A 22,194-nucleotide genomic window follows, 5' to 3' on the forward strand; every position below is an offset into this window, starting at 1 on the left:
AGCCTGAACTACGAACCAAAAAAAAGAAAACCTTCCTTCCGGAAGGCTTTTCGAACAGGGTCTAGATAGGATTAAAAAGGTCGCCTTAACCGGCGGCCTTTTTTGTTTTCTAATGGCGATGACTTTAAAGTTTCCAGGATTCGTTTGGCCTATAGCCCGAAAGGACCTGGAATTGTTGGCCCATGGAACCGGGATGTATGAGGTGCATCAGGCTTTGTCGGTTTTCGTCGAATTGTCCAAGGTTGGCCGAGATTATTTGCTCAATACTTTTTGCTGCATGTTTAACAAAGAAGGCTTCCTGGCTTTTGACGGCGATATTTTGAAAATTTGCACTCGTGAGACTTTCTTCCAACCAATCCCAACAAATGTGGCAAGTGAGGTCTTGCATCCCTGGTTGAGCAATGAGGTCCGGTGATTGCTTATGCCTGAAATAGGATCTTGCTGTACCATAAGGAAAATCAGAAGCGAGCTGGGCCCAGGGCTTCCCATAATCAAGTGCTATAAATAATCCATTCCAATTAAGATTCAGGATAGTAGCTGCGAGCGATTTTGTGGCTAGCGGCAGGTCGATAATATAACCTTCAGGCGCATGAATGGGCAGTTGGTTCTCGAAGTCGTCAACCTCCGGAGAAAGTGCGCTCAGGATTATTTCCGAAAGCTGCTTGTCTGATACATCTACCCCGAGCTCCTTCCAGCTTTCCTCCAGGTAGACAATACGATGAAACGGTTGTGCATCGAAAAGCTCGTTTGAGAAAACGATACAATTGCCTGTGAAGTTTAATTCATCGTTTGGTCCGAATCTCAAATTATCGCGAAACGGACATTCCACCTTATCCCACCATCCCGGGTCTTTTTCGTAGCCAATCTCAACAAGAGTCCAGTCTTTCAAATCAATTGGCTGTGCCTCTTGTTCCTGGAGAAGCGTGCTAGCCGCATTGGTTACCAAAGCTCCAAAAATGGGGCCGAGGCTTTGCGAAGTATAAAAATCTGTATCTTCTGAGCGACCAACCCGTTCCGCAGCTCTGCAATAATACCCGAATTCTGAGTCATAAAGTGCGAATTGAATGAAGTCCTTATAGTTAAGCTGATGGTTTGCAGGACTTGCGTCTCGCATTTTATGGATCAGTTTGAGGGTATTTGGATGTGCTGGTGCAACACTCATTTCGAAAGACTTGAAAAACCTGGGAAATATTGGGGTATTAAGCAGTCTATTACATATGTGCTTTCTATTATGAGACGAGATTTAACTGTTACGGTTTTTTGGGTTTCGATTCTTTCTACTGCTGCGCTTACGAACTTAAGTGATGTTTTTGGTGGAACGCGTGTGGCTCTGGGCAGCGACTTTCAATTTATTCAGGAAACCCTCAGCTTTACCTCAATCGCTTCAGATAAGACCGACGTTACCGAATCACCGGAGCAGGCAGGGAATGTCATCGATGATCTACTTCAGTCTCTCGATGAAAATTCTGAGTATTTGGCCCGCAAGGAAGCTGCCGAATTCGAAATAGAAACGGAACAACGTTATAGTGGAATAGGCGTCGAAGTAGAATGGTCCGATGATCGAGTTACTATTGTTTCACCATTTGAAGATAGTCCGGGTGAGTTAGCCGGACTTCTTCCAGGTGACCAAATCGTAAAAGTCGATGGAGAGTCGACGATCGGGAAATCCTACCGTGAGGTAGTAAACCTGCTTCGCGGACCCCCAGATAGTAAAGTGAATTTTGATATATTTCGACCCTCGTCGAAAGTGGTTCTGTCTAAGGAAGTCATTCGGCGTGTTATCAAAATAGACAGTGTGCGAGGTGTTGAAATGCTTGAACCAGGAATCGGCTATATCCGAATAACTCAATTCGGAACGCAAACCTTCGATGAATTTGATTCGGCATTGGAAGAACTTGAAGACGAAGGGTTGGAAGGGCTGATTCTTGATCTGCGCAATAATCCTGGGGGTGTGCTTCCGGCTGCAGTTGAGATCGCGGGCGAGTTTTTCCCGAAAGGAGAAACGGTAGTGTACACTAAAGGGAAAAATCCTTCACAGAATAAGCGCTATACCTCGGAGTCCCAAATGAGGGAAGGTGACTATGCTATCGTCATTCTTGTAAATCGAGGGAGTGCCAGTGCTTCGGAAATTGTCGCCGGTGCTTTGCAAGACATTGGGCGCGCTAAGTTGGTTGGAACGAAAACCTTCGGTAAAGGATCCGTTCAAACGATTTTTCAATACCAGAGTGGTGATGCGATGCGCCTGACCACGGCCCTGTTCTTTACCCCGAGCGGCCGAGTCATTCACAAGCAGGGTATTGAGCCAGATGTGGTTGTCCCCATTGAGGAGATTGACCTGAGAAAGCTAATGCTTCAGCGGAGATATCTCCACAACCTGGGTGCGGAAGAATTCACGAGGAAACATGGGTTTGATCCTATCATAGACGAACAATTGGAAGTGGCCTTGAAGGTCGTGCGCGCGCGTGCCTTGACCAGGTAAACGCACTCAATTCAGCTGCTTTTTATTTTGTTTTTCCTTCATGATATTGTGCGTGCACTCAGAAATTAAGTTCTCTAGGGTCGACCGCTTTTATGGAAAAAGTCTTACAATTACTTGTTGAGGGGGAGTCTCTTAACACACGCCAAATCGCGGCTGTGTTGAATTATTCAGAAGAGAAAGTGGAGGCGTGCCTGGAGGAGCTGAAGAAGAAAAACATTCTTCTTGGCTGGCGTCCGGTATTTAATCCTTCTGCTGAAATGGATGAAGTTGTTCGCGCTGTAATTGAAGTGAAAATCAAGCCTGAGAGAGGTGGTGGTTTCGATAAGCTGGCTGAGCGGATCAGTCGTTTCGATGAAGTAGAAAGTTGTTACCTGATGTCTGGTGGTTACGATCTACAAGTGGTTGTAAAGGGGAAACAGCTGAGTCAGGTCGCCGGCTTCATTTCAGAGCGCCTGGCGACAATTGACGGTGTCCTTTCGACTGCGACCCATTTTTTATTACGTACCTACAAAGAGCAAGGTTTCCTCTTACCGGGTTTTGGCGACGATTCTGAGAAACCAAAAGTTAGCCCGTGAACACGACCGAAGAAACAACCTCATTTGTCGCCCAACATGTTCGCGAGATGCCCCGATCAGGCATTCGCGAATTTTTTGAATTGGTGCAAGCTGCAGACAATGTGATTTCACTTGGAATCGGTGAACCCGATTTTGTTACTCCCTGGCATATTCGCGAAGCGGCGATTTACGCACTTGAAAAGGGTAAGACCGGTTATACCTCCAACTTAGGGCTCCTCAAATTGCGGAAATCTGTGTCCAAGTACATAAGCAAAGAATTTGAGGTAGAGTACAATCCTGAAAAAGAAATCCTGATCTCCGTTGGTGTTTCTGAAGCCTTGGATATAGCACTCCGAGCGGTGGTTAATCCAGGTGACAAGGTTATGTTCCATGAACCCTGCTACGTATCCTATCATCCAACGGTTTTGATGACCCATGGTATTGGTGTGAAGGTTGCCACGAAGGAGGAGGATAACTTCGCCCTCGATCCCAAACGGCTTTGGGACCATTGGGAACCGGGAGTAAAAGTGCTCTTACTTAATTTCCCTACGAATCCAACTGGTGGTACGGTAACGAGGGAACAGCTACTTGAGATCGCACGCTTTGCCCAGGAAAAGGACATTCTGGTTATAAGTGATGAAATATATGCGGAGCTAACCTTTGAAGGAAAGCACACTTCGATTGCCAGTCTACCGGGGATGCGCGACCGTACTATTTTACTACATGGCTGTTCAAAAGCCTTTGCGATGACAGGTTTCCGCATTGGGTTTGCCTGCGCCAATGCAGAGCTGACGGAAGCCATGATGAAAGTGCATCAATACAGTATGTTGTGCGCTCCGATATTGAGTCAGGAAGCCGCGGTGGAAGCTTTGGAAAACGGCGCGGACTCCGTGGCTCGAATGAAGGAGCAATATCAGCGCCGCCGCGATCTGATTGTGCGAAAGCTGAATGCCTCCGGGCTGACCTGCTATCTTCCCAATGGGACATTTTACGCGTTTCCTTCTATTAAATCGACTGGCTTGGATTCCAAGAGCTTTTCCATGAAATTGTTTGAAGACCGCCGGGTGGCGGCTGTTCCTGGGACTGCGTTTGGAGAAAGTGGCGAAGGCTTTATTCGCTGCAGTTACTCAACCAGTTACGAAAACTTGATTCTGGCAACCGACTTGATAGACGCATTTGTTCAGGGACTTTGATGAGTGCTTTGCTCTACACTGGATAAACTAAAGTAGACCTTTTTGATTTTAAGTTGGTTTATTTCTGGTGAGTTGTTATCAGAGGCGGTTTTCCTATGGAATTTGCGCACAAAAGCGTCGCCCTTGTCGGTCGACCAAATGTTGGTAAGAGTCGTTTGTTTAACGCGCTTGCCGGCCGTCGTTTGTCTATTGTTCATGATCGACCTGGAGTAACTCGAGACGTTGTTTCCTATGAATTGGATTCTGGCCACGTTTTGATGGATACCGGAGGTATTGGGATAAAACCAGAAATGACTCCGGCTTTGATCCAGGCTGCAGCGGAACAACAAGTAGACTTCGCAATAAAAGCAGCTGACATGGTTCTTTTTGTGACAGATGGGCTTGATGGATTGACGCCTCTTGATGAAATGGTTGCCGAGCATCTTCGATCAAGTGGCAAGCCGGCCTGGGTGGTTGTTAACAAAATTGACGGACCCGAGCACGATTTTAAAATCCACGAGTTCCATAAACTAGGCCTGAAGGGAGTGATGTACACATCCGCAGAACACCGACGTGGAATCAATGAGCTTCGCGAGTTCATCGTGGAAATATTGGGCGAAGTGCCGAAATCTGAGATGGTCGAGGATTCGAGAATCCGTATTTCATTTGTTGGTCGACCGAATGTGGGTAAGTCATCTCTTTGTAATACGCTCCTGCAAGAGGAGCGAATGATTGTCAGCGACATTGCAGGTACAACTCGCGATGCAATCAGTCAGGACCTTGATTTTGAAAATAAATCCGGAGAACTTCTCGAGTTTAGTCTTATCGATACTGCTGGTCTGCGCCGTAAGACCAAGATTATCGATCCAGTCGAATATTTTTCTGCTGTCCGCGTTGAGGAGACGATCGCACGCAGCGATGTGGTATTCCTGGTTCTTGATGCCATGGAGGGTGTGACCAAGCAGGATAAATTGATCGCTGGTGAGATTCTCAACAAAGGAAAGGGGATCATTATTTTGGTAAACAAGTGGGACCTGGCTGTTGAAACCTTCGATCAATACAATTTGCCCGGTTATAAGGACCTCTTTGACTTCAAAAGAAAATTTGCCGAATCTGTGAGAAAGGAAATATTCACGCTCCCTGATTCACCCATACTTTTTGTATCGGCTCGAACCAGCTTTCGTGTTGACGATATCTTAACTGAAGCCGCCTCCATTTATAAAAAATTGTTCGCTCAAATTCCGACCGGGAAGCTCAATCAGGTTATCCAGCGTTACTTGGATCAAACCCCACCACGGTTGGTGCAAAAGATCCGCTTTAAAATATATTACGCTGTTCAGATCTCCACCCGCCCGATTAAGTTTAAATTGTTCTGCAATCAGGCCGGACGTTTGGATGAAGCCTACCGCCGCTTTCTTCAAAGTAAATTGTTGGAAGAATTTCAACTTCAAGGCTGTCCTTTGCTTTTTGATTTGGAAGGGAAGAAGCCGCCGAAGAAATTTTCCTAACCGCTTACTGCGGATATAAATATTTAGCGAATAATTGGATGTCACACCTACCACCCGTTCGATTGGTTTTTATGGGATCTGATCCCATAGTTCTGCCAACCCTGGGTTATGTATTAAGTAGAAACGATCTTGTCGAAATGGTTGCCGTATACACTCAACCTGACAGGGCTCGCGGTCGTGGTCAAAAAGTTCAACCGAATGAAGTTAAGACCTGGGCAATGGAGCATTCGATCCCTGTGGTTCAGCCTGAATCTTTTGGGGAGGAGGAGATTGCGGACTTAGAGAAATGGAAGGCAGGAATCATTTTGGTTATGGCCTACGGTCACCTTCTTCCGCAGAAGGTTTTGGACTCCGCGGCTCTTGGTATTTACAATATTCATACTTCGCTTTTACCAGCGCTTCGCGGGGCATCGCCGATTGAAACCGCGGTTGCTTCTGGTGTGGCGGAGAGCGGTGTTACCCTAATGCAGTTGGTTATGAAAATGGATGCTGGTCCCATTTGTGGCCAGTTAAGTGTACCCAAAGATGACTTGGAAACGGGTGGAAGTTATCGAAAGAAACTAGCGAATGCGAGTCCCGGATTGTTGAAGGTGCATTTGCCTTCTATAGTCGAAGGATCGATAGGTCCCCAGAAGCAGAATGAATCGGCTGTCACCTATTGCCGACTATTAGTGAAGCAAGATGGGCAATTGGACTTTAATCATCCGGCTCGGGATTTGGCACAACGTATTAATGGGCTCAACCCCTGGCCAGGATGTTTTGCCGAATTGAATGAGGTTATACTTAAGGTAGGAACCGCGAGTTGGTCAGATGAGAACTGTAGTCAAGAACCTGGGGTAATATTGAAATGTGACCAGAGCGGAGTATCTGTTTCGACAGTGGATGGAGTCTTGAATTTGCTGACTTTGCAAAAGCCTGGAGGCAGAATGCTGCCTGCCGATGACTTTTTGCGTGGCTTCCCGATCCAGCCTGGTTCACGGTTTGTCAGTCATTCAATGCATCCCTTAGTCACAAAGAAACCGGTTTCTCATAAAAGAGTCTTTCAACTTTATGCGAAACCATAGTATGAATGGGTTGATCTGACCTTTTGAAGGAGTTCCGTCTATGAAGCTAAAGCAATTCACCATCTATTTTTCTCTATTAGTTGTTCCGTTCCTTTGGGTAATGGGACAAAACTATTCTCCGCCTACCCGCATGGTCGGAGGTGCCGGTACGGCAAGTCTGTCTCAGGATGTTGCCTTGCTCAAAGAACAGTTGGGCGAAATGCGGTTTGAAGTTGAGCGACTGTTACGCGAAAATGAGTCGTTGCAACTGAGGATTAAAAAAGTCGAAGCCCAAAGCTCATCCGCTGTAAGTGATGTCGTCTTTCGTCAAGAGCTAGCCTCCTTGTACGCGGAGATTAACCGGCTAAATAAAACTCAAAGGGAGGAGCTTCTTACACAAATCAGCAAACAGATCAGGGCACTCGCGAAAGAAATTGAAAAAACTCCAACTACTGGTGGTAGTTCTCAGCCTTCAGTTCCAGTTGTATTTGACCCGAAATCTTATCCACAAACCGGAATTCTTTATATTGTAAAGCCGGGAGACACACTTTCGAAAATAGCGAGTAGCGTTGGCTCGACAGTTTCCTACATTATTCACGCAAACGAAATTCCAGATCCTGATCGTTTGAAAATCGGGCGTGAGCTCTTTTTACCCATTGACAATCAAAATTAACATTTCATGGCGAAACGAAAAACAGGTTTAGGTCGAGGTCTCGGCAGTCTCATTTCAGGCGGTGTTGCGAAGCAGGAACCCGCAAAGAAAGTTACTAAAGATACGATTACCGAAAAAAACGATTCAGTGGTAGCATCAAATGATGTCCCGCTGGAGGCCGTTTCCGCAAATGGTTTTCTCGAACTGGCGATTTCCGCTATCGAGCCAAATCCATACCAGCCAAGAAGAGATTTTATTGAGGAACAGCTTAATGAATTGGCGGAGAGCATTCGGTCGGAGGGACTACTTCAGCCGATCGTGGTCCGCAAAGTTGGGAAGAATTACCAGCTTATCGCGGGAGAGCGCCGCTGGCGCGCATGCAAACAGCTAAATTTAAAAACGATTCCTGCCAGGCTCGTTGAAGCCAGCGATTCTTCTTCAGCGACTCTGAGCCTGATCGAAAATTTACAGCGTGAAGGACTGAATCCAGTGGAAGAAGCCCTAGGCTACGCCAGTTTACTTCGAGATTTTGATCTAACCCAAGAACAGGTCGGCGAAAGAGTAGGGAAGGGTAGAGCTACGATCGCCAATGCGCTTCGCTTGCTGCAACTTGGAAAAGAAATCCAGGGTTTTTTGCGCAAGGGGCATCTTTCGACAGGTCATGCCAAAGTACTTCTTGGTGTGGAGGAACCTGCTCAGCGAGACATGCTTGCACGGCGGATTATCGAAGATGGATCCAGTGTTCGTGAAACCGAACGCCTGGCTCGGCTGCTTAAAGAATCTCCTGGTCAGCCTGCCGCTAAAGTTAAGGCTGCCAGACCTGCTGGGGAAATGGGTGCAATTAAAGAACTTGAAGACAAGATTTCAAAACGATTCAAAACACGCGCATCCATCAAGCATGCTCCCAAGAAAGGCCGTATAACGATTGAGTATTTTGGAAATGACGATCTTACCCGAATACTTGAAGAAATGGGGGTCGAATCGTAATTCAGGAATTGACTTGCACTGTAAGAACTCGGTGAGCAAATTAGCGCGTTTTTTCGGAACAGCAGATACATGAATATTTTAATAGCACTTTTAAGCTTAGGTTTGATCCTTCTTTGTTTCTTCACACTCTTGGTTGTTATGGTTCAAAAACCAAAAGGTGACGGAGGTATGGGCGCTGCTTTGGGTGGTGGAGCCATGGAAGCTGCACTTGGAGCGGAAACAGGATCGTTACTTACGAAAATCACAAGGACCTCCGTTATTTCTTTTTTCGTCCTCACCTTTATCCTCTACCTAATAAACATAGCCTCTAATAAGAGGATTGATCAGGAGGCGAGTGAAAATCTGCTAAGTGAAATTGCGGCCGAATCTGCTGCAGGTGCAAATTCGACAGAAGCTACCGCGGACAGCGCGCTACAGCAAATTCTCGGACTTGGTGAAGGTTCAGCTGGGGCAGTAGCGACTGAAACTGAGGCAGTTGCCGAAGACGTTGTAGACCAGGTGGAAGGTGCAAAAGCTGAAGCTGAAAAAGCTACTAACCCTTAATTTGGTCTTCTGCAACAAGCACAGTTTTCTGAGGTCAAAAAACCTCATGATTTCGGCAACAAGAATAGCCCTTTGTATATCTTTTTTTGTAATAGCGGGGCTTGGCATGAGCTACGGGCAGGGTTCGTTACGTCGTACCAAGATCGAACTTCTTAGAGAGATTGATCACGCGGAAGGGGAGCAGAGACTGAGATCTTTCCGCCAATTGTGGGTTGAAGGAGACTTTAGTTTAAAATACACCCTTCAATATATTCCCAGAAGAGGTAAACGTCAGGAGATAGGAGGCACTATTTGGAGCTCAAATGTTGCTGATGGACCCGTCTCGCAGATCCGTATTCACTCTGAACCTGAGGAGGAATTGTTTCTCAGAAATGGTCCTTATGCTTCAGTTTTGAAAAGAACACATCCGTCCAAGGAATGGAGTAAAGTAACCACTTCAGGCTGGTTTGATCCCGTGGATGAGGGTGTTACCCTAACGGCGTTCGACCTAATGATGCCCTTTATTTATTGGAATGATTGGCACTATGAAGGCGTTACAAAAGTTCAAGGCAGAGTCGCGCACGCTTTTTTAATGGTGGCTCCCAAAGGTCTTGATGCCAATCCGTTGGGGTTACACGGGGTTGTGGTATTTTTGGATGAAAGTTTCAATGCCATGCTCAAGGCGGATTATGTTTCCAAGGAAGACGAAGTCATAAAATCATTTCGATTATTAGACCTTAAAAAAGTCGATGGTGTTTGGCTGCCTAAAACGGTGGATTTCTTAAATGAAAACACCAGAGACAAGACACGCCTTATTATTAAGGAAGCTGCTGTGAATCGTGACTTTAGTGATTTGCCTCTTGGGAGAGGTGAGTCGTCAGATCATGTACCCGAAATCCCGCTATCTGATTACCAACGAGTGCGTTGAACCTCTGTTTTTTCAATTTATGACTCTTTGTTTTCATTAAGAGGAACTAAGGACGGAAATCAATTCTTATAGGGGATTCTCACCTTGTTCGTCCATGTAGTTGAAATATGGTTGCACGAAGCAAGAATTCGCTAGATAAAAGAAAAATCCTACCTTGAAAAAGGAAATATAGTCAGAATACTAATCAGTGAATCACGTTATTAGGTTTGATCGACTGATCAACTTCGTGGCGTTTAATCAATCCATCATTAAAAAGAAAAGGCACACAAACCATGGCAGTTAAAAAGACATCCGCAACGGCGCCATTGACCTTCGACATTGGAGGTAAGCTATTGGACAAAATAGAAACCCTTCAAAAACGATCAGGCGCATCGTCTAAGAGCGAAATAATCCGTTTTGCATTGGCAGAGTTTGATTTCGAATCAGTTAAGATAGAACCCAAATCTAGCAAGCAGATTTCAGTTCGTTTATCTCCTAAAGCGAAGAACGAACTGATTCGTGCTTCTAAGAAGTTGAAAGTAAGCGTTGGCGAATTACTTCGTTTAAGCGTTGAAGCACTTCCAAAGAAAATTGCTGCTGGCTCATTAGCGCCGGCAACTCCTGTCAAAGCAGCTCCAAAGAAAGTCGTAGCTAAGAAGGCAGCTCCTAAGAAGGCCGCAGCTCCTAAGAAGGCCGCAGCTCCTAAGAAGGCCGCAACTCCAAAGAAAGCCGCAGCTCCAAAGAAGGCCGCAACTCCAAAGAAAGCCGCAGCTCCTAAGAAGGCCGCAACTCCAAAGAAAGCCGCAGCTCCAAAGAAAGCCGCAGCTCCAAAGAAGGCAGCAGCTCCAAAGAAAGCCGCAGCTAAGAAGGCAGCTCCTAAGAAGGCTAAAAAGAAGTATAAGAAGGCTAAAAAGAAGTAGTCTTTCTAAGAACTATTTTCCAAAGCGGATGGCATAAACAGCCATCCGCTTTTTTTGTCCTTTTCCTTGATTAGCCTGAACAAAGCATACCTAAAACGGGCGAGTGCTTGTTGAGGTATTCTTCTATGGAAAAATTAACTGGAGGGTTTCCTGAAATGTGAGGGACTCCTTAGTCCCAAAACTTTAAAACGAGTTCCGACAGGCAGCGCATCCCGATCGGCAATGCGTCGTCGTTGAAATCGAAATCTGCCTGGTGAAGTTGAGGATAGCTATCTGTATCTAAAGGAATCAGACCCAGCGCAAAGAAACAGGAAGGTCTTGTCTGAGCAAAGTAAGCGAAATCCTCCCCGACGAGCTGGGGAAAGATGGCCTCCACCTGTTTTACCGGGTTGTCCATTTTCTCAAACGTTTCCGTAAGGTAGGTATAGGCCTCTGGAGCATTTGCCAATACGGGATAGCCTTTAGTTATTTTAATTTCAGCTCGGCCACCCAGGGACTCTGTTACACCATTGGCGATAGTCTTTATTCGATTGAAAACCATTGTCTGGGTTTTTTCTGAAAGCGTTCGAATTGTTCCAAGCATGTATACCGAATCCGGAATTATGTTGAAAGCTGTGCCACCTTCGATTTTTGCAACGGTCACAACCACCGAGTCTTCTGGTGCTGTACTTCTTGAGGTTATTGACTGGAGGGCGGTTACTACAGTGCTAGCTATCACTATCGGATCGATACATTTATGTGGGAAGGCTGCATGCCCGCCTCGACCAACAATTGTGATCTCGAATTCGTCTGCGTTCGCCATCATTGAACCGCTGCACGTTGCAACTTCACCTAGTTTTAATCCAGGCCAACCGTGCAATCCAAAGACCATCTCGACCTTTGGCTCATTGAGAACGCCTGCTTCGACCATTTTTTCTCCTCCGGCTCCTCCTTCTTCAGCCGGTTGAAAAATAAATTTTACTGGGCCTTTTAAAGAGTCCGATAAATCGGACAACGCCAGTGCCGTTCCCAAGAGGCAACTGGTATGACCATCGTGGCCACAGGCGTGCATCAAACCTGCTTTCTTGGAGCTCCATGGTTTACCTGAAACTTCGTTAATAGGGAGGCAGTCCATGTCTGCTCGTAGGGCGATTCCTTTTCCAGTTTTTTCTTTTCCTAAGGTCGCAACGATTCCGGTTTGAGCGATTCCTGCTTGAATGTGAAAGCCGCCTTTGAGTTCCAGCCTTTCCTTTACCTTTCTTGCGGTCTCAATTTCTTGATACCCGATCTCCGGATTCTCATGAAGATCATGCCGAAAGGTTTTCATCTCAGGTAAATACTGATCGATAATGGCGGCGATGGATGACATGTTGAAAGAGTTAGCTCGAACCCAAAGGCTACGAGGAAGGCTTTGCAATCCTCTTGTCTTCAAATGATTCGAAGATGGCCTAATCGTCCATGTAGAATGAGGTCAAGCTCTACCGACTTCAAGCTTGGCAAAGGCGATTTCATGCACTAGTTTCCTTAAATCCATTTAATCTTTGTTTCGCACCACTATCCAATAATTAATTTCTCCTCCCAAAACCCATCCCTATGTAGCCTCGGAAGTTAATCTTCCGGGGCTCATTTTTTGTTACCTTCAATGGGAAAAGTCTGAAACTTCTGCTCCGCATTTGGTCTGAGGTATTGCGGTTAATTAGTTGAATGCTATGTTTGAAATAATCTGCACCTGTTTCCCGCTTAAATCCACTATACCTAACCAATCATAATAATGAAAGTTCCGACAACTCATCGCCGCCTGCTCACATGGATAGACGAAGTAAAATCAGTGTGTAACCCGGATGCAGTTCATTGGGTGGATGGATCTCAAAAAGAGTACGATTCCTTGATGTCGGAGATGGTGGCACAAGGAGTAGCCATTAAACTGAATGAGAAAAAACGGCCGAACAGTTACCTCTTTCGATCAGACCCTCGTGATGTCGCCCGGGTAGAAAACAGAACCTTTATTTGTTCCGCGAATGCGGATGATGCGGGACCTACGAACAACTGGGAAGCGCCCAGAACCATGAAGCTTAAACTGAAAAAGCTGTTTGAGGGGTGTATGGTGGGTAGGACGATGTATATTATTCCTTTCTGCATGGGCCCGATCGGTTCGTCTCTTTCCCAAATAGGTGTGGAAATCTCAGATTCGCCCTATGTGGTTTGCAATATGCGCATCATGACTCGAATGGGGACCCAGGTGTTGGATGCCTTGGGGGAAAATGGACGCTTTGTTCGTTGTGTTCATTCTGTTAACAAACCCATTTTGAAACCAGAGGATGACGTTCCTTGGCCGTGTGATCCTGAAAACACCTACATTGCTCATTTCCCGAAGGACCGTCTCATATGGTCTATCGGAAGTGGATATGGAGGTAACGCATTGTTGGGGAAAAAGTGTTTTGCACTTCGGATTGCATCGGTAATGGCTCGTGAAAATGGGTGGTTGGCGGAGCATATGCTGATTTTGGGTGTAAAGGATCCCGATGGAAACAAGACTTATGTTGCGGCAGCATTTCCAAGTGCATGCGGGAAAACGAATTTTGCGATGTTGGAGCCACCTAAGGAAATGAAAGGCTATGAGGTGACGACTGTGGGCGATGACATTGCTTGGATAAAACCGGGAGACGACGGTCATTTGCATGCTATCAATCCGGAGGCAGGATTCTTTGGAGTCGCGCCTGGTACTTCGAACGATACAAACCGCAACGCGCTGGCTTCCTGTCGCCGTGATTCCATTTTTACCAATTGTGCCTTAACGGACGACGGAGATGTATGGTGGGAAGGAATGACCAAAAAAGTACCGGCTCACCTGATTGACTGGCGGGGTAACGATTGGACGAGTTCGGTTGAAACACCGGCAGCACATCCTAACGCTCGATTTACTGCTCCGGCCCACCTTTGTCCCACTATTGATCCTGCTTGGGAAGATCCTGAAGGTGTTAAGATTTCCGCGTTTATTTTTGGTGGTCGAAGGATGAACGACGTGCCCTTGGTTTTTCAAAGTTTCAACTGGACGCATGGTGTTTACCTGGGTGCAACGATAGGCTCGGAGCTAACGGCCGCAGCCGAAGGGACCGTAGGAAAATTGCGGCGAGATCCTATGGCGATGCTTCCATTCGTCGGCTACAATATGGGTGATTACTTTCGCCATTGGCTAATGATGGGAAAAAAGCTTAAAGAGCCGCCTAGGATTTTTCATGTCAACTGGTTCCGCAAGAGTGCCGATGGTGAGTGGCTATGGCCTGGTTTTGGAGAGAATATGCGTGTTCTTGCTTGGATTGTCGAACGGGCTACTGGTAGTGCCCGAGCTTTTGAATCTCCGCTTGGCTGGATGCCGCATTACGAAAACCTCAATTGGAATGGACTGGATTTTTCTGAAGAACAATGGGACGAGCTTATGTCAATTGATCGGGAAAAGATGAAGTTGCAGACACTCAGCCATGAGGAGCTATTCCTGCAATTGTTCGACCATTTACCCAAGGAGATGATCTTCCTGAGAGAGCTATTGATCGGAAGTTTTTAAGCTTGGACATTCTACTTGGGTTTCTGACGTTCCTATATCGATTCCTGTAAGCGCTAGGGGAATTCCTTAATACATATCATTATATCATGATATGATGATATTATTCTTGCGCATGTGCTGGTTATTGCCCAAATACTCTGTCTCATGAGTAGCAATTTCATTTTTTCCTCAGAGTCCGTTGGCGAAGGCCATCCCGATAAAGTAGCCGATTATATTTCGGATAGCGTTTTGGACGCATGTTTTGAACAAGACACTTCAAGCAGAGTTGCTTGCGAGACATTGGTTAAAAGCAATTGCGTATTTCTTGCCGGCGAAATCACAACCCAAGCAAAATTTGACTACGAGAAAGTCGTTCGCCAGGCAATTAGGGACATCGGGTATGTGAACGACGATGATGTATTCCATGCGGACAAAGTATTTATTTCCAACATTTTAACTCGCCAATCCCCCGACATTTCACAGGGCGTAGATGCTGCGGCAGCGGAAGGAAAAGATACCGCGGAGCAGGGCGCTGGTGATCAAGGTATCATGTTTGGCTATGCGTGTGATGAGACGGATGAGCTTATGCCTGCTGCCATTATGTATTCTCATCGGGTGAATCGGAAACTTGCTGAACTACGTCGGACACCTGAAGGAAGCTGGTTGCGTCCGGATTGTAAGTCTCAAGTATCAGTTGCCTACCAAGGCGGCAAGTTGAGCAGAATTACAGCGGTAGTTGTATCGACTCAGCACACGGCCGATGTTGACCATGCATTCATTCACAACTTTGTGGTTGAGAAGGTGATCAAACCGGTATTGCCCGATGAATTTCTGACCTCAGATACCAAATACCTCATCAACCCAACCGGACGTTTTGTTGAAGGAGGTCCTCAAGGAGATGCGGGTCTGACGGGGCGCAAAATTATTGTAGATACTTATGGAGGTTGGGGACGTCATGGAGGGGGAGCATTCTCTGGAAAAGATCCTTCGAAAGTAGATAGATCTGCCGCCTATATGATGCGCTGGGTCGCAAAGAATATTATAGCCGCCGAGCTGGCAACCTGCGTCGAACTCCAGGCTGCTTATGCCATCGGACACCCACTTCCTGTAAGTCTTACTCTTGAAACGTTCGATACAGGAAAAGTGTCTGACGAGGCTTTGATTAAGGCCGTAAAAAAGACCTTCAGCTTCAAGCCAGCAGACATAGTTTCACAGCTCGATCTATTGCATCCTTTCTACCGGACGACCACTCATTACGGCCACTTCGGGAAAGCAGAACTACCTTGGGAGCAAATCAACAAGGTGGATGCATTAGAATCAAACCTAGCATAATTTAAATCATGAATACACAAACTGAAGTACAACCGGATTATAAAGTTAAAGACATTTCCTTAGCTGACCTTGGGAGAAGAGTAATTGATATGGCTGAGCCTGAGATGCCTGGCCTTATGGCCTTGCGCGAGGAGTTTGGTCAGGACAAGCCATTGAGTGGTGCTCGCATTTGTGGTTGTTTACATATGACAACTCAAACCGCGGTGCTGATTGAAACTTTGATAGTTCTTGGAGCTTCTGTGCGTTGGTCGTCTTGCAATATCTTTTCCACCGAAGATCCTGCGGCTGCTGCGGTTGCAGCAGTGGGAGTACCTGTTTTTGCGTGGAAGGGTGAAACCGAAGAAGAGTATGAATGGTGTATTCGACAAACACTGCGCTGGCCTGATGGATCAGGACCCAACATTCTTCTCGATGATGGTGGGGATTTGACCGCCATTATTCACAACGATTTTCCTGAGATGCTTGAAGGCATTTGTGGACTATCAGAGGAAACAACCACCGGTGTTCATCGTCTCTATCAGATGGAACAACGCGGAGAATTAGGCTGCCCGGCACTCAACGTAAACGACTCCTGTACTAAGTCAAAATTTGATAATGTCTACGGCTGTCGCGAAAGTCTTCTCGATGGGATAAAGCGTGCCACCGATGTGATGATCGCTGGAAAAGTAGCTGTGATCGCCGGTTACGGAGACGTTGGAAAAGGTTGTGCTCAAGCCATGTCTGGCCAGGGTGCACGGGTTATCGTAACTGAAATCGATCCCATTTGTGCTCTTCAAGCATCTATGGAGGGTTACCAGGTAATTACGATGGAGGAAGCGGCTCCCCAGGGGGATATTTTTGTAACAACCACGGGATGTCGTGATATTATTCGTCGCGAGCATTTGGATGCGATGAAGGACATGGCTATCGTTGGAAACATTGGTCACTTTGATTTAGAGATCGATGTTGCTTCCGTTTTCAACGATCCATCAATCAAAGTCCTGAACATAAAGCCTCAAGTAGATCAGGTCACCTACCCGGACGGTAAACGTATTATTATTTTGGCTGAAGGACGTCTTCTAAACTTAGGTTGTGCTACCGGGCACCCGAGTTTTGTGATGAGTGCCAGTTTCACGAATCAGGTGTTAGCTCAAATCGAGCTTTTCCAAAACCCTGGTAAGTATGAAAATAAGGTCTATGTTTTACCAAAGGCTTTGGACGAAAAGGTAGCAAGGTTACACTTGGATAAGTTGGGCATAAAACTGACCAAGCTTAGTGGGACTCAGGCAGACTATTTAGGGTTACCTGTGGCAGGTCCTTTCAAGCCTGATCATTATCGTTATTAAATAATTACACTTTTAAGCCGGGTTCTTCACTGAGCCCGGCTTTTTTAGAAACGGATACAAGGGAATTAATTCTTGCGCTTGAAAGCTTCAGGTGTGTTGGATGTCGGACTGTAATTATGAAGGTATTTTTAGACGGTCAGTTTGTTGAATCGGAGGATGCGAAAATCTCAGTCTTCGACCATGGGCTTTTATACGGTGATGGGATCTTTGAAGGAATTCGGCTCTACAATAATTGTGTCTTTAAGTTAAAAGAACACCTTGAGCGATTGGAGTACTCCGCCAAAGCGGTAATGTTAGAAATGCCCTGGTCACGCCAAGTGCTTTCCGATGCGGTCTGCGAGACTTGTCGGATCAATAATTTGAAGGATGGGTATATCCGCCTTGTCGTTACCAGAGGGAGGGGATCCCTTGGCCTGTCTCCGAAATCATGTGTCTCCCCGAGCATTTTTATAATTGCGGATAATCTGAGTCTTTACCCACCTGAATATTATGAAAAAGGTTTGGAGATCATTACTGTTCCAACGCGCAGGATAAACCCTTCAGCTATGAGTCCGGCGGTGAAGTCCCTGAATTACCTGAACAACATTTTGGCAAAAATGGAAGCCGATCGCCTTGGTTATATCGAAGCATTGATGCTAAATGATCAGGGCTATGTTGCAGAGTGTACCGGTGATAACGTCTTTATTTTTCATAAGGGAAAATTAATGACGCCTCCTTTTAGTGCCGGAGCATTAAAGGGCGTAACCCGCGAGGTTGTTCTCGAAATTGCGGAAAGCCTGGGCGTCCCGGTATCGCAGGAAAATCTGACACGTTATGATATCTGGATAGCTGAGGAATGTTTTCTCACTGGAACTGCTGCTGAGGTTATTCCTGTCGTTGAGGTAGACGGTCGGAAGATTGGTGACGGGAAGCCTGGAAAGGTCACGGGACAGTTTCTGGCCGAATTCCGTTCAAGGGTTGCTAAAGAAGGCACTTTCCTGTAAAAATAATCCTCATAATTAAGACTTGGAGACTTTGGCATTATCCTGTCTCTAAAACGTTTTAACTATTGAATCTGTTCGCCAGGTTATTGAACTGAACTTCGTAGGGTATAGTTCATGCTTGGAGTTGCAGATTTGCTTTATTGCACCATTCTTATTTTATCCAATCGTTTTAACCCATGGCCGAATCCATTAATTGCGATATTTGTAGCAAATTAGCTACCGTGCATCTCACTCAAATTGTGAATGGTAAAATTCACAAAATTGATCTTTGTGAGACCTGCGCAAAGGAAAAGGGCGTGACCGATCCTAATGGATTTTCTTTGGCCGATTTACTTTCAAGCGGGATTGATGGGGAGGATATGGATCCTTCAACCAGCGATTTGGTTTGTCAGGATTGTGGGTTCACTCCCGAAGACTACAAAAAAATCGGAAGACTCGGATGTCCAAGCTGTTACGAAAACCTAGCTCCTATGATTGCTCCTATGCTCACCCACATGCACAAAGGTATTCAACACATAGGAAAGGTGCCTCATAATTCGCTTGCTCGACTGGAATCGCAGTTTGAGCTCTCTGAAATTAACGAAAAGCTTCAACTGGCGGTCGAAGAAGAACGATACGAAGACGCAGCCAGGTTGCGCGATCAACTATTACAGTTGAATCAAGAAAGTGAGGGTGCCCATGTCCATTAGATCGTTGATTAAGAATCGGGGAGAATTAACTCACGGATCCGCCACAAAGTGCCCAATTATTATGAGCACACGTATCCGGTTGGCGAGAAATCTGGCCCAGTATCCATTCCCGGGATGGGCCAAGAAGTCACAAAAAGAGGAAATTCTTGGTAAGTGCCTGGAGGCAGCAGTCCGTATTCCCAAAATTAAAAACCCTACCGGATTGCGGATTGATGAACTTTCTGAGCTGGAACGTCAGATCCTTTTTGAGAGGCATCTGATTAGCCGCGAGTTGAGCAAAGAACCGGAAGGTGCAGGAGTGATCATCTCGCAAAACCAGGCCTGCTCTATCATGATCAATGAGGAAGATCATTTGAGAATCCAGGTCATCAAAAATGGACTGAATTTCAAACGAAGCTGGAATTTCATAACCAGTATTGATACCCTCCTGGAGGAATCGTTAGACTATGCGTATTCTAAACAGCTGGGTTACTTGACTGCCTGTCCGACCAATGTTGGCACGGGTTTGCGGGCTTCGGCTATGCTACACCTGCCTGGATTGGTTATTTCCAACCAAATGGAAAAAGTGGTTCGCGCTGTCAATCAACTTGGCATTGCTGTGAGGGGAATATTCGGAGAGGGCTCCGATGCGAGCGGCAGTTTTTTTCAGATTTCCAATCAACAAACGCTGGGCGAAACCGAAATTGAGATTCTCAAACGTTTGAATAGCGTTATGACCACAATTATCGAACGAGAGGAGGATGCTCGTGAAAAGATTCTTGAGGATGATCGTTGTAAGGTTTTTGACAAAATTGGCCGAGCCTATGGCGTTTTGAAAAATGGGCACCTATTAAGCTCTTCGGAAGCAATGAATCGCCTGTCACTCATACGTCTCGCTATCGACATTGGATCCATTGGGGAACAAAGTCGTGTTCTAGTGGACCGATTGTTTATTGAATGTCAACCAGGGCACATACAATTCAAAACAAATAAAGAAATTGAACCGAACCAAAGAGATGTGCTAAGAGCTTCCTACATGCGGGAAGCATTTACCAAACTTCCCGAGCCTTCTTTTGATCATATTACCCAATAATTCCACAATTTAACTCTGTCCAAATATACCTATGGAACCGATGAACAATTTCACGCCGCGCGCGCAACAAGTTCTGGCGTTGGCCCGGAAAGAAGCCGATCGATTTCACCACAACTATGTTGGCACTGAACATTTACTTCTTGGGTTGATCAATCTGGGCCAAGGTGTTGCGGTAAATGTTCTGCAGAAGATGGGGCTTGATCTTGTCACTGTAAGAAGTGCTGTTGAAAAACAGGTTGGAATGGGTCAGGAAGCCAAACCATCCGGTAATATCCCATTTACACCTCGTGTTAAGAAGGTGCTGGCTCTTGCCAGTAAAGAGGCCAAGAATTTGAACCATAGTTATGTTGGCACGGAACATATCCTGTTGGGGTTGCTTCGTGAAGGTGAGGGGGTAGCTGCCCAAGTGCTCAAATCTTTAGATGTCGATATCGAGCGCACCAGAAATGAGATTTTAAGTGAGCTCGATCCAAACTATGCCGGTGCTGATTTGGAAGAACCCGAATCATCACCCCGGTCCCAGGGAGGCGATGATAAGAAGGAAGTTAAAACCCCGGCGCTAAAAGCATTTGGTCGTGATCTAACAGAGCTTGCCCGGAAGGGAGAACTGGATCCCGTGATCGGTCGAAAGAAGGAGATTCAACGGGTTATTCAAATTCTTTGCCGTCGGACCAAGAACAATCCCGTACTTATTGGAGAAGCCGGAGTAGGGAAAACAGCGATCGTCGAAGGACTTGCTCAGGAAGTGGTAAACGGAATCGTTCCGGAAATTCTTGCCGACAAACGGGTGGTTACTTTGGACTTGGCTCTCATGGTTGCTGGTACCAAATACCGGGGGCAATTTGAAGAGCGAATCAAAGCTGTAATGGATGAGATCAAGAGGACCAAAAACGTTATCCTCTTCATTGATGAGCTACATACCATTGTGGGAGCTGGTGCAGCAGAAGGTGCCATGGATGCATCCAATATATTTAAGCCGGCCCTTTCCCGAGGCGAAATGCAATGTATCGGTGCGACAACTCTCTCGGAATATCGAAAGTTTATTGAAAAAGACAGCGCACTCGATAGGCGTTTCCAAAGTGTAAAGGTCGAGGCTCCTTCCTTGGCGGATGCCATCAAGATTCTTCATGGGATTCGTTCCAAATACGAAGAACATCACCATGTTACCTTTACTGATGAATCGCTCGAGTTAGCCGTTAAACTCTCAGACCGCTACATTACAAACCGATTCCTGCCGGACAAGGCAATTGATGTTTTGGATGAAGCAGGATCTCGTGCGCGGATAGCCAGTTTGAATCGACCTCCTGAGCTCGATGACCTTCAAAACGAGATTGATGAAGTTTGCGGCCAGAAAGAAGATGCGATTAGCAAACAACATTTTGAAGAGGCCGCCAAGTTTCGTGACCAGGAGAAGCAAATGCGCCTAAAGCGTGAACAGTTGATGGAGGAATGGAAGCGGAGCCGTAAGGAAATGGAAATCATCGTAACGGGAGATGACATGTTACAAATTGTTTCTTCCTGGACGGGCATTCCTTTAACGCGAATGGAGCAAAAGGAAACACAGCGTTTGTTGGATCTCGAAAAAGATCTCCAAAAAGTTGTGGTTGGTCAGAACCTGGCTACGGAGGTGGTAGCCAAAGCACTTCGTCGTTCGCGCGCAGATTTGAAAGATCCCCGCCGTCCAATTGGTTCCTTTATGTTCTTGGGCCCAACCGGGGTTGGAAAGACCCACTTGGCCAAGACCTTAGCTGAACACATGTTTGGTGAAAAGGATGCCATTATACAAATCGACATGTCGGAATACATGGAGAAGTTTACCGTTTCGCGTTTGATCGGTTCTCCTCCCGGGTATGTTGGCCACGAAGATGGTGGACAACTTTCCGAAGCCGTTCGTCGTAAGCCCTACGCTGTAGTCCTTTTTGACGAAATTGAAAAAGCTCACCCGGATGTCGTTCAACTATTACTCCAAGTCTTGGAGGATGGCCGTTTGACCGATAGTCTTGGGAGGGTAGTGGATTTTCGAAACACCATTATCATTATGACGACCAATGTAGGGGCGCAATTGATAAGGAAAGAGACTTCTCTGGGATTTGGGAAAATGACCGGCAACTCGAGCGATTTCGAAAGAATTAAGGAAAAGATTTTGGAAGAATCCAAACGTATCTTTAAACCTGAGTTCCTTAATCGCGTAAACGAGCTCGTCGTGTTCCGTTCGCTTACCAAGGAAGATCTCGTCCAGATTGTAGACATCGAGTTAGCTTCGGTTATCAAAAGATTGGAGTCTCACGATATCTTTATGACAGTCTCCAGAGAAACGAAAGATTACCTGATCGAACAAGGCTACGATGAGAAATATGGAGCTCGCCCCCTTCGCAGGGCGGTCGAACGCCACATCGAAGATCCACTTGCCGAGGCGATTCTGCGTGGTGACGTCAAAAAGATTGACCCGATTGAAGTCGTTATGGAGGACGGGATCATCAAGTTTGATCAGAAACAATCGTCACCGGAAGTGACTTCCAATTAATTAAA

At 46.1% G+C, this 22,194-nt stretch carries 19 protein-coding genes; 17 read left to right on the forward strand and 2 right to left on the reverse strand.

Features of this window, described 5'->3' with window-relative positions; translation table 11 throughout:
• Positions 1–124: 124 nt before the first annotated feature.
• On the reverse strand, positions 125–1,162 hold the full coding sequence (locus tag O3C43_03150) for an SAM-dependent methyltransferase (GenBank protein MDA1065480.1): 1,038 nt from the start codon (positions 1,160–1,162) through the stop codon (positions 125–127).
• Positions 1,163–1,231: 69 nt separating this feature from the next.
• Between O3C43_03150 and O3C43_03155 the strand changes: the two genes are divergently transcribed.
• From O3C43_03155 to O3C43_03200, 10 genes are all read left to right on the forward strand, one after another.
• Positions 1,232–2,479: a S41 family peptidase gene (locus tag O3C43_03155; GenBank protein MDA1065481.1), complete on the forward strand. Its 1,248-nt coding sequence runs from the start codon at positions 1,232–1,234 to the stop codon at positions 2,477–2,479.
• Between the two features lie 92 nt (positions 2,480–2,571).
• Entirely contained in the window at positions 2,572–3,054 is a 483-nt protein-coding gene (locus tag O3C43_03160) for an Lrp/AsnC family transcriptional regulator (GenBank protein MDA1065482.1), read from the forward strand.
• A gap of 47 nt (positions 3,055–3,101) precedes the next feature.
• Positions 3,102–4,226 (forward strand): aminotransferase class I/II-fold pyridoxal phosphate-dependent enzyme, encoded by a 1,125-nt coding sequence (locus tag O3C43_03165; protein MDA1065483.1) that lies wholly within the window; start codon positions 3,102–3,104, stop codon positions 4,224–4,226.
• 95 nt (positions 4,227–4,321) lie between these two features.
• Positions 4,322–5,713 (forward strand): ribosome biogenesis GTPase Der, encoded by a 1,392-nt coding sequence (der, locus tag O3C43_03170; protein ID MDA1065484.1) that lies wholly within the window; start codon positions 4,322–4,324, stop codon positions 5,711–5,713.
• A gap of 38 nt (positions 5,714–5,751) precedes the next feature.
• A complete protein-coding gene (fmt, locus tag O3C43_03175; protein ID MDA1065485.1) occupies positions 5,752–6,777 on the forward strand; it encodes a methionyl-tRNA formyltransferase in 1,026 nt (341 codons plus the stop codon).
• Positions 6,778–6,817: 40 nt separating this feature from the next.
• Positions 6,818–7,429 (forward strand): LysM peptidoglycan-binding domain-containing protein, encoded by a 612-nt coding sequence (locus O3C43_03180; protein ID MDA1065486.1) that lies wholly within the window; start codon positions 6,818–6,820, stop codon positions 7,427–7,429.
• Between the two features lie 6 nt (positions 7,430–7,435).
• Complete coding sequence (locus tag O3C43_03185) at positions 7,436–8,395, forward strand: ParB/RepB/Spo0J family partition protein (protein MDA1065487.1); 960 nt, start codon at positions 7,436–7,438, stop codon at positions 8,393–8,395.
• A gap of 69 nt (positions 8,396–8,464) precedes the next feature.
• Positions 8,465–8,938: a preprotein translocase subunit SecG gene (secG, locus tag O3C43_03190; GenBank protein MDA1065488.1), complete on the forward strand. Its 474-nt coding sequence runs from the start codon at positions 8,465–8,467 to the stop codon at positions 8,936–8,938.
• Between the two features lie 46 nt (positions 8,939–8,984).
• Positions 8,985–9,845, forward strand: a complete 861-nt coding sequence (locus O3C43_03195) for an outer membrane lipoprotein-sorting protein (GenBank protein MDA1065489.1) — start codon at positions 8,985–8,987, stop codon at positions 9,843–9,845.
• 272 nt (positions 9,846–10,117) lie between these two features.
• Positions 10,118–10,744 (forward strand): CopG family transcriptional regulator, encoded by a 627-nt coding sequence (locus O3C43_03200; GenBank protein ID MDA1065490.1) that lies wholly within the window; start codon positions 10,118–10,120, stop codon positions 10,742–10,744.
• 169 nt (positions 10,745–10,913) lie between these two features.
• Here the strand turns inward: O3C43_03200 and O3C43_03205 are convergent, their stop codons facing one another.
• The gene (locus tag O3C43_03205) at positions 10,914–12,092 is read right to left on the reverse strand and encodes a M20 family metallopeptidase (protein ID MDA1065491.1); all 1,179 of its coding nucleotides are present in this window, start codon (positions 12,090–12,092) and stop codon (positions 10,914–10,916) included.
• 402 nt (positions 12,093–12,494) lie between these two features.
• Here O3C43_03205 and O3C43_03210 point away from each other — a divergent pair, with 402 nt between their 5' ends.
• From O3C43_03210 to O3C43_03240, 7 genes are all read left to right on the forward strand, one after another.
• Positions 12,495–14,285 carry a phosphoenolpyruvate carboxykinase (GTP) gene (locus O3C43_03210; protein ID MDA1065492.1) on the forward strand — a complete coding sequence of 597 codons (1,791 nt, stop codon included), beginning with the start codon at positions 12,495–12,497 and terminating at the stop codon, positions 14,283–14,285.
• A gap of 144 nt (positions 14,286–14,429) precedes the next feature.
• Positions 14,430–15,596, forward strand: coding sequence for a methionine adenosyltransferase (gene metK / locus O3C43_03215; protein MDA1065493.1), 1,167 nt, complete (start codon positions 14,430–14,432; stop codon positions 15,594–15,596).
• Between the two features lie 8 nt (positions 15,597–15,604).
• Complete coding sequence (gene ahcY, locus O3C43_03220; GenBank protein ID MDA1065494.1) at positions 15,605–16,921, forward strand: adenosylhomocysteinase; 1,317 nt, start codon at positions 15,605–15,607, stop codon at positions 16,919–16,921.
• 116 nt (positions 16,922–17,037) lie between these two features.
• Positions 17,038–17,904 carry a branched-chain-amino-acid transaminase gene (gene ilvE / locus O3C43_03225; GenBank protein ID MDA1065495.1) on the forward strand — a complete coding sequence of 289 codons (867 nt, stop codon included), beginning with the start codon at positions 17,038–17,040 and terminating at the stop codon, positions 17,902–17,904.
• Between the two features lie 176 nt (positions 17,905–18,080).
• Complete coding sequence (locus O3C43_03230; protein ID MDA1065496.1) at positions 18,081–18,593, forward strand: UvrB/UvrC motif-containing protein; 513 nt, start codon at positions 18,081–18,083, stop codon at positions 18,591–18,593.
• The gene (locus O3C43_03235) at positions 18,583–19,665 is read left to right on the forward strand and encodes a protein arginine kinase (GenBank protein ID MDA1065497.1); all 1,083 of its coding nucleotides are present in this window, start codon (positions 18,583–18,585) and stop codon (positions 19,663–19,665) included. Before O3C43_03230 ends, O3C43_03235 begins: the two co-directional genes overlap by 11 nt.
• 31 nt (positions 19,666–19,696) lie before the next feature.
• Positions 19,697–22,189, forward strand: coding sequence for an ATP-dependent Clp protease ATP-binding subunit (locus O3C43_03240; GenBank protein ID MDA1065498.1), 2,493 nt, complete (start codon positions 19,697–19,699; stop codon positions 22,187–22,189).
• Positions 22,190–22,194: the final 5 nt, after the last annotated feature.

The organism is Verrucomicrobiota bacterium (genome assembly GCA_027622555.1).
GTDB lineage: Bacteria > Verrucomicrobiota > Verrucomicrobiia > Opitutales > UBA2995 > UBA2995.

What these genes read in the sequence shown, in the direction of transcription:
- O3C43_03205 (MDA1065491.1), bottom strand. Translation starts at nt 12,092, where the DNA reads ATGTCATCCATCGCCGCCATTATCGATCAGTATTTACCTGAGATGAAA.
- O3C43_03200 (MDA1065490.1), top strand. Translation starts at nt 10,118, where the DNA reads ATGGCAGTTAAAAAGACATCCGCAACGGCGCCATTGACCTTCGACATT.
- der (MDA1065484.1), top strand. Translation starts at nt 4,322, where the DNA reads ATGGAATTTGCGCACAAAAGCGTCGCCCTTGTCGGTCGACCAAATGTT.
- ahcY (MDA1065494.1), top strand. Translation starts at nt 15,605, where the DNA reads ATGAATACACAAACTGAAGTACAACCGGATTATAAAGTTAAAGACATT.
- fmt (MDA1065485.1), top strand. Translation starts at nt 5,752, where the DNA reads ATGTCACACCTACCACCCGTTCGATTGGTTTTTATGGGATCTGATCCC.
- O3C43_03155 (MDA1065481.1), top strand. Translation starts at nt 1,232, where the DNA reads ATGAGACGAGATTTAACTGTTACGGTTTTTTGGGTTTCGATTCTTTCT.
- secG (MDA1065488.1), top strand. Translation starts at nt 8,465, where the DNA reads ATGAATATTTTAATAGCACTTTTAAGCTTAGGTTTGATCCTTCTTTGT.
- O3C43_03180 (MDA1065486.1), top strand. Translation starts at nt 6,818, where the DNA reads ATGAAGCTAAAGCAATTCACCATCTATTTTTCTCTATTAGTTGTTCCG.
- O3C43_03210 (MDA1065492.1), top strand. Translation starts at nt 12,495, where the DNA reads ATGAAAGTTCCGACAACTCATCGCCGCCTGCTCACATGGATAGACGAA.
- O3C43_03235 (MDA1065497.1), top strand. Translation starts at nt 18,583, where the DNA reads ATGTCCATTAGATCGTTGATTAAGAATCGGGGAGAATTAACTCACGGA.
- O3C43_03240 (MDA1065498.1), top strand. Translation starts at nt 19,697, where the DNA reads ATGGAACCGATGAACAATTTCACGCCGCGCGCGCAACAAGTTCTGGCG.
- ilvE (MDA1065495.1), top strand. Translation starts at nt 17,038, where the DNA reads ATGAAGGTATTTTTAGACGGTCAGTTTGTTGAATCGGAGGATGCGAAA.
- O3C43_03165 (MDA1065483.1), top strand. Translation starts at nt 3,102, where the DNA reads ATGCCCCGATCAGGCATTCGCGAATTTTTTGAATTGGTGCAAGCTGCA.
- O3C43_03185 (MDA1065487.1), top strand. Translation starts at nt 7,436, where the DNA reads ATGGCGAAACGAAAAACAGGTTTAGGTCGAGGTCTCGGCAGTCTCATT.
- O3C43_03230 (MDA1065496.1), top strand. Translation starts at nt 18,081, where the DNA reads ATGGCCGAATCCATTAATTGCGATATTTGTAGCAAATTAGCTACCGTG.
- O3C43_03150 (MDA1065480.1), bottom strand. Translation starts at nt 1,162, where the DNA reads ATGAGTGTTGCACCAGCACATCCAAATACCCTCAAACTGATCCATAAA.
- O3C43_03160 (MDA1065482.1), top strand. Translation starts at nt 2,572, where the DNA reads ATGGAAAAAGTCTTACAATTACTTGTTGAGGGGGAGTCTCTTAACACA.
- metK (MDA1065493.1), top strand. Translation starts at nt 14,430, where the DNA reads ATGAGTAGCAATTTCATTTTTTCCTCAGAGTCCGTTGGCGAAGGCCAT.
- O3C43_03195 (MDA1065489.1), top strand. Translation starts at nt 8,985, where the DNA reads ATGATTTCGGCAACAAGAATAGCCCTTTGTATATCTTTTTTTGTAATA.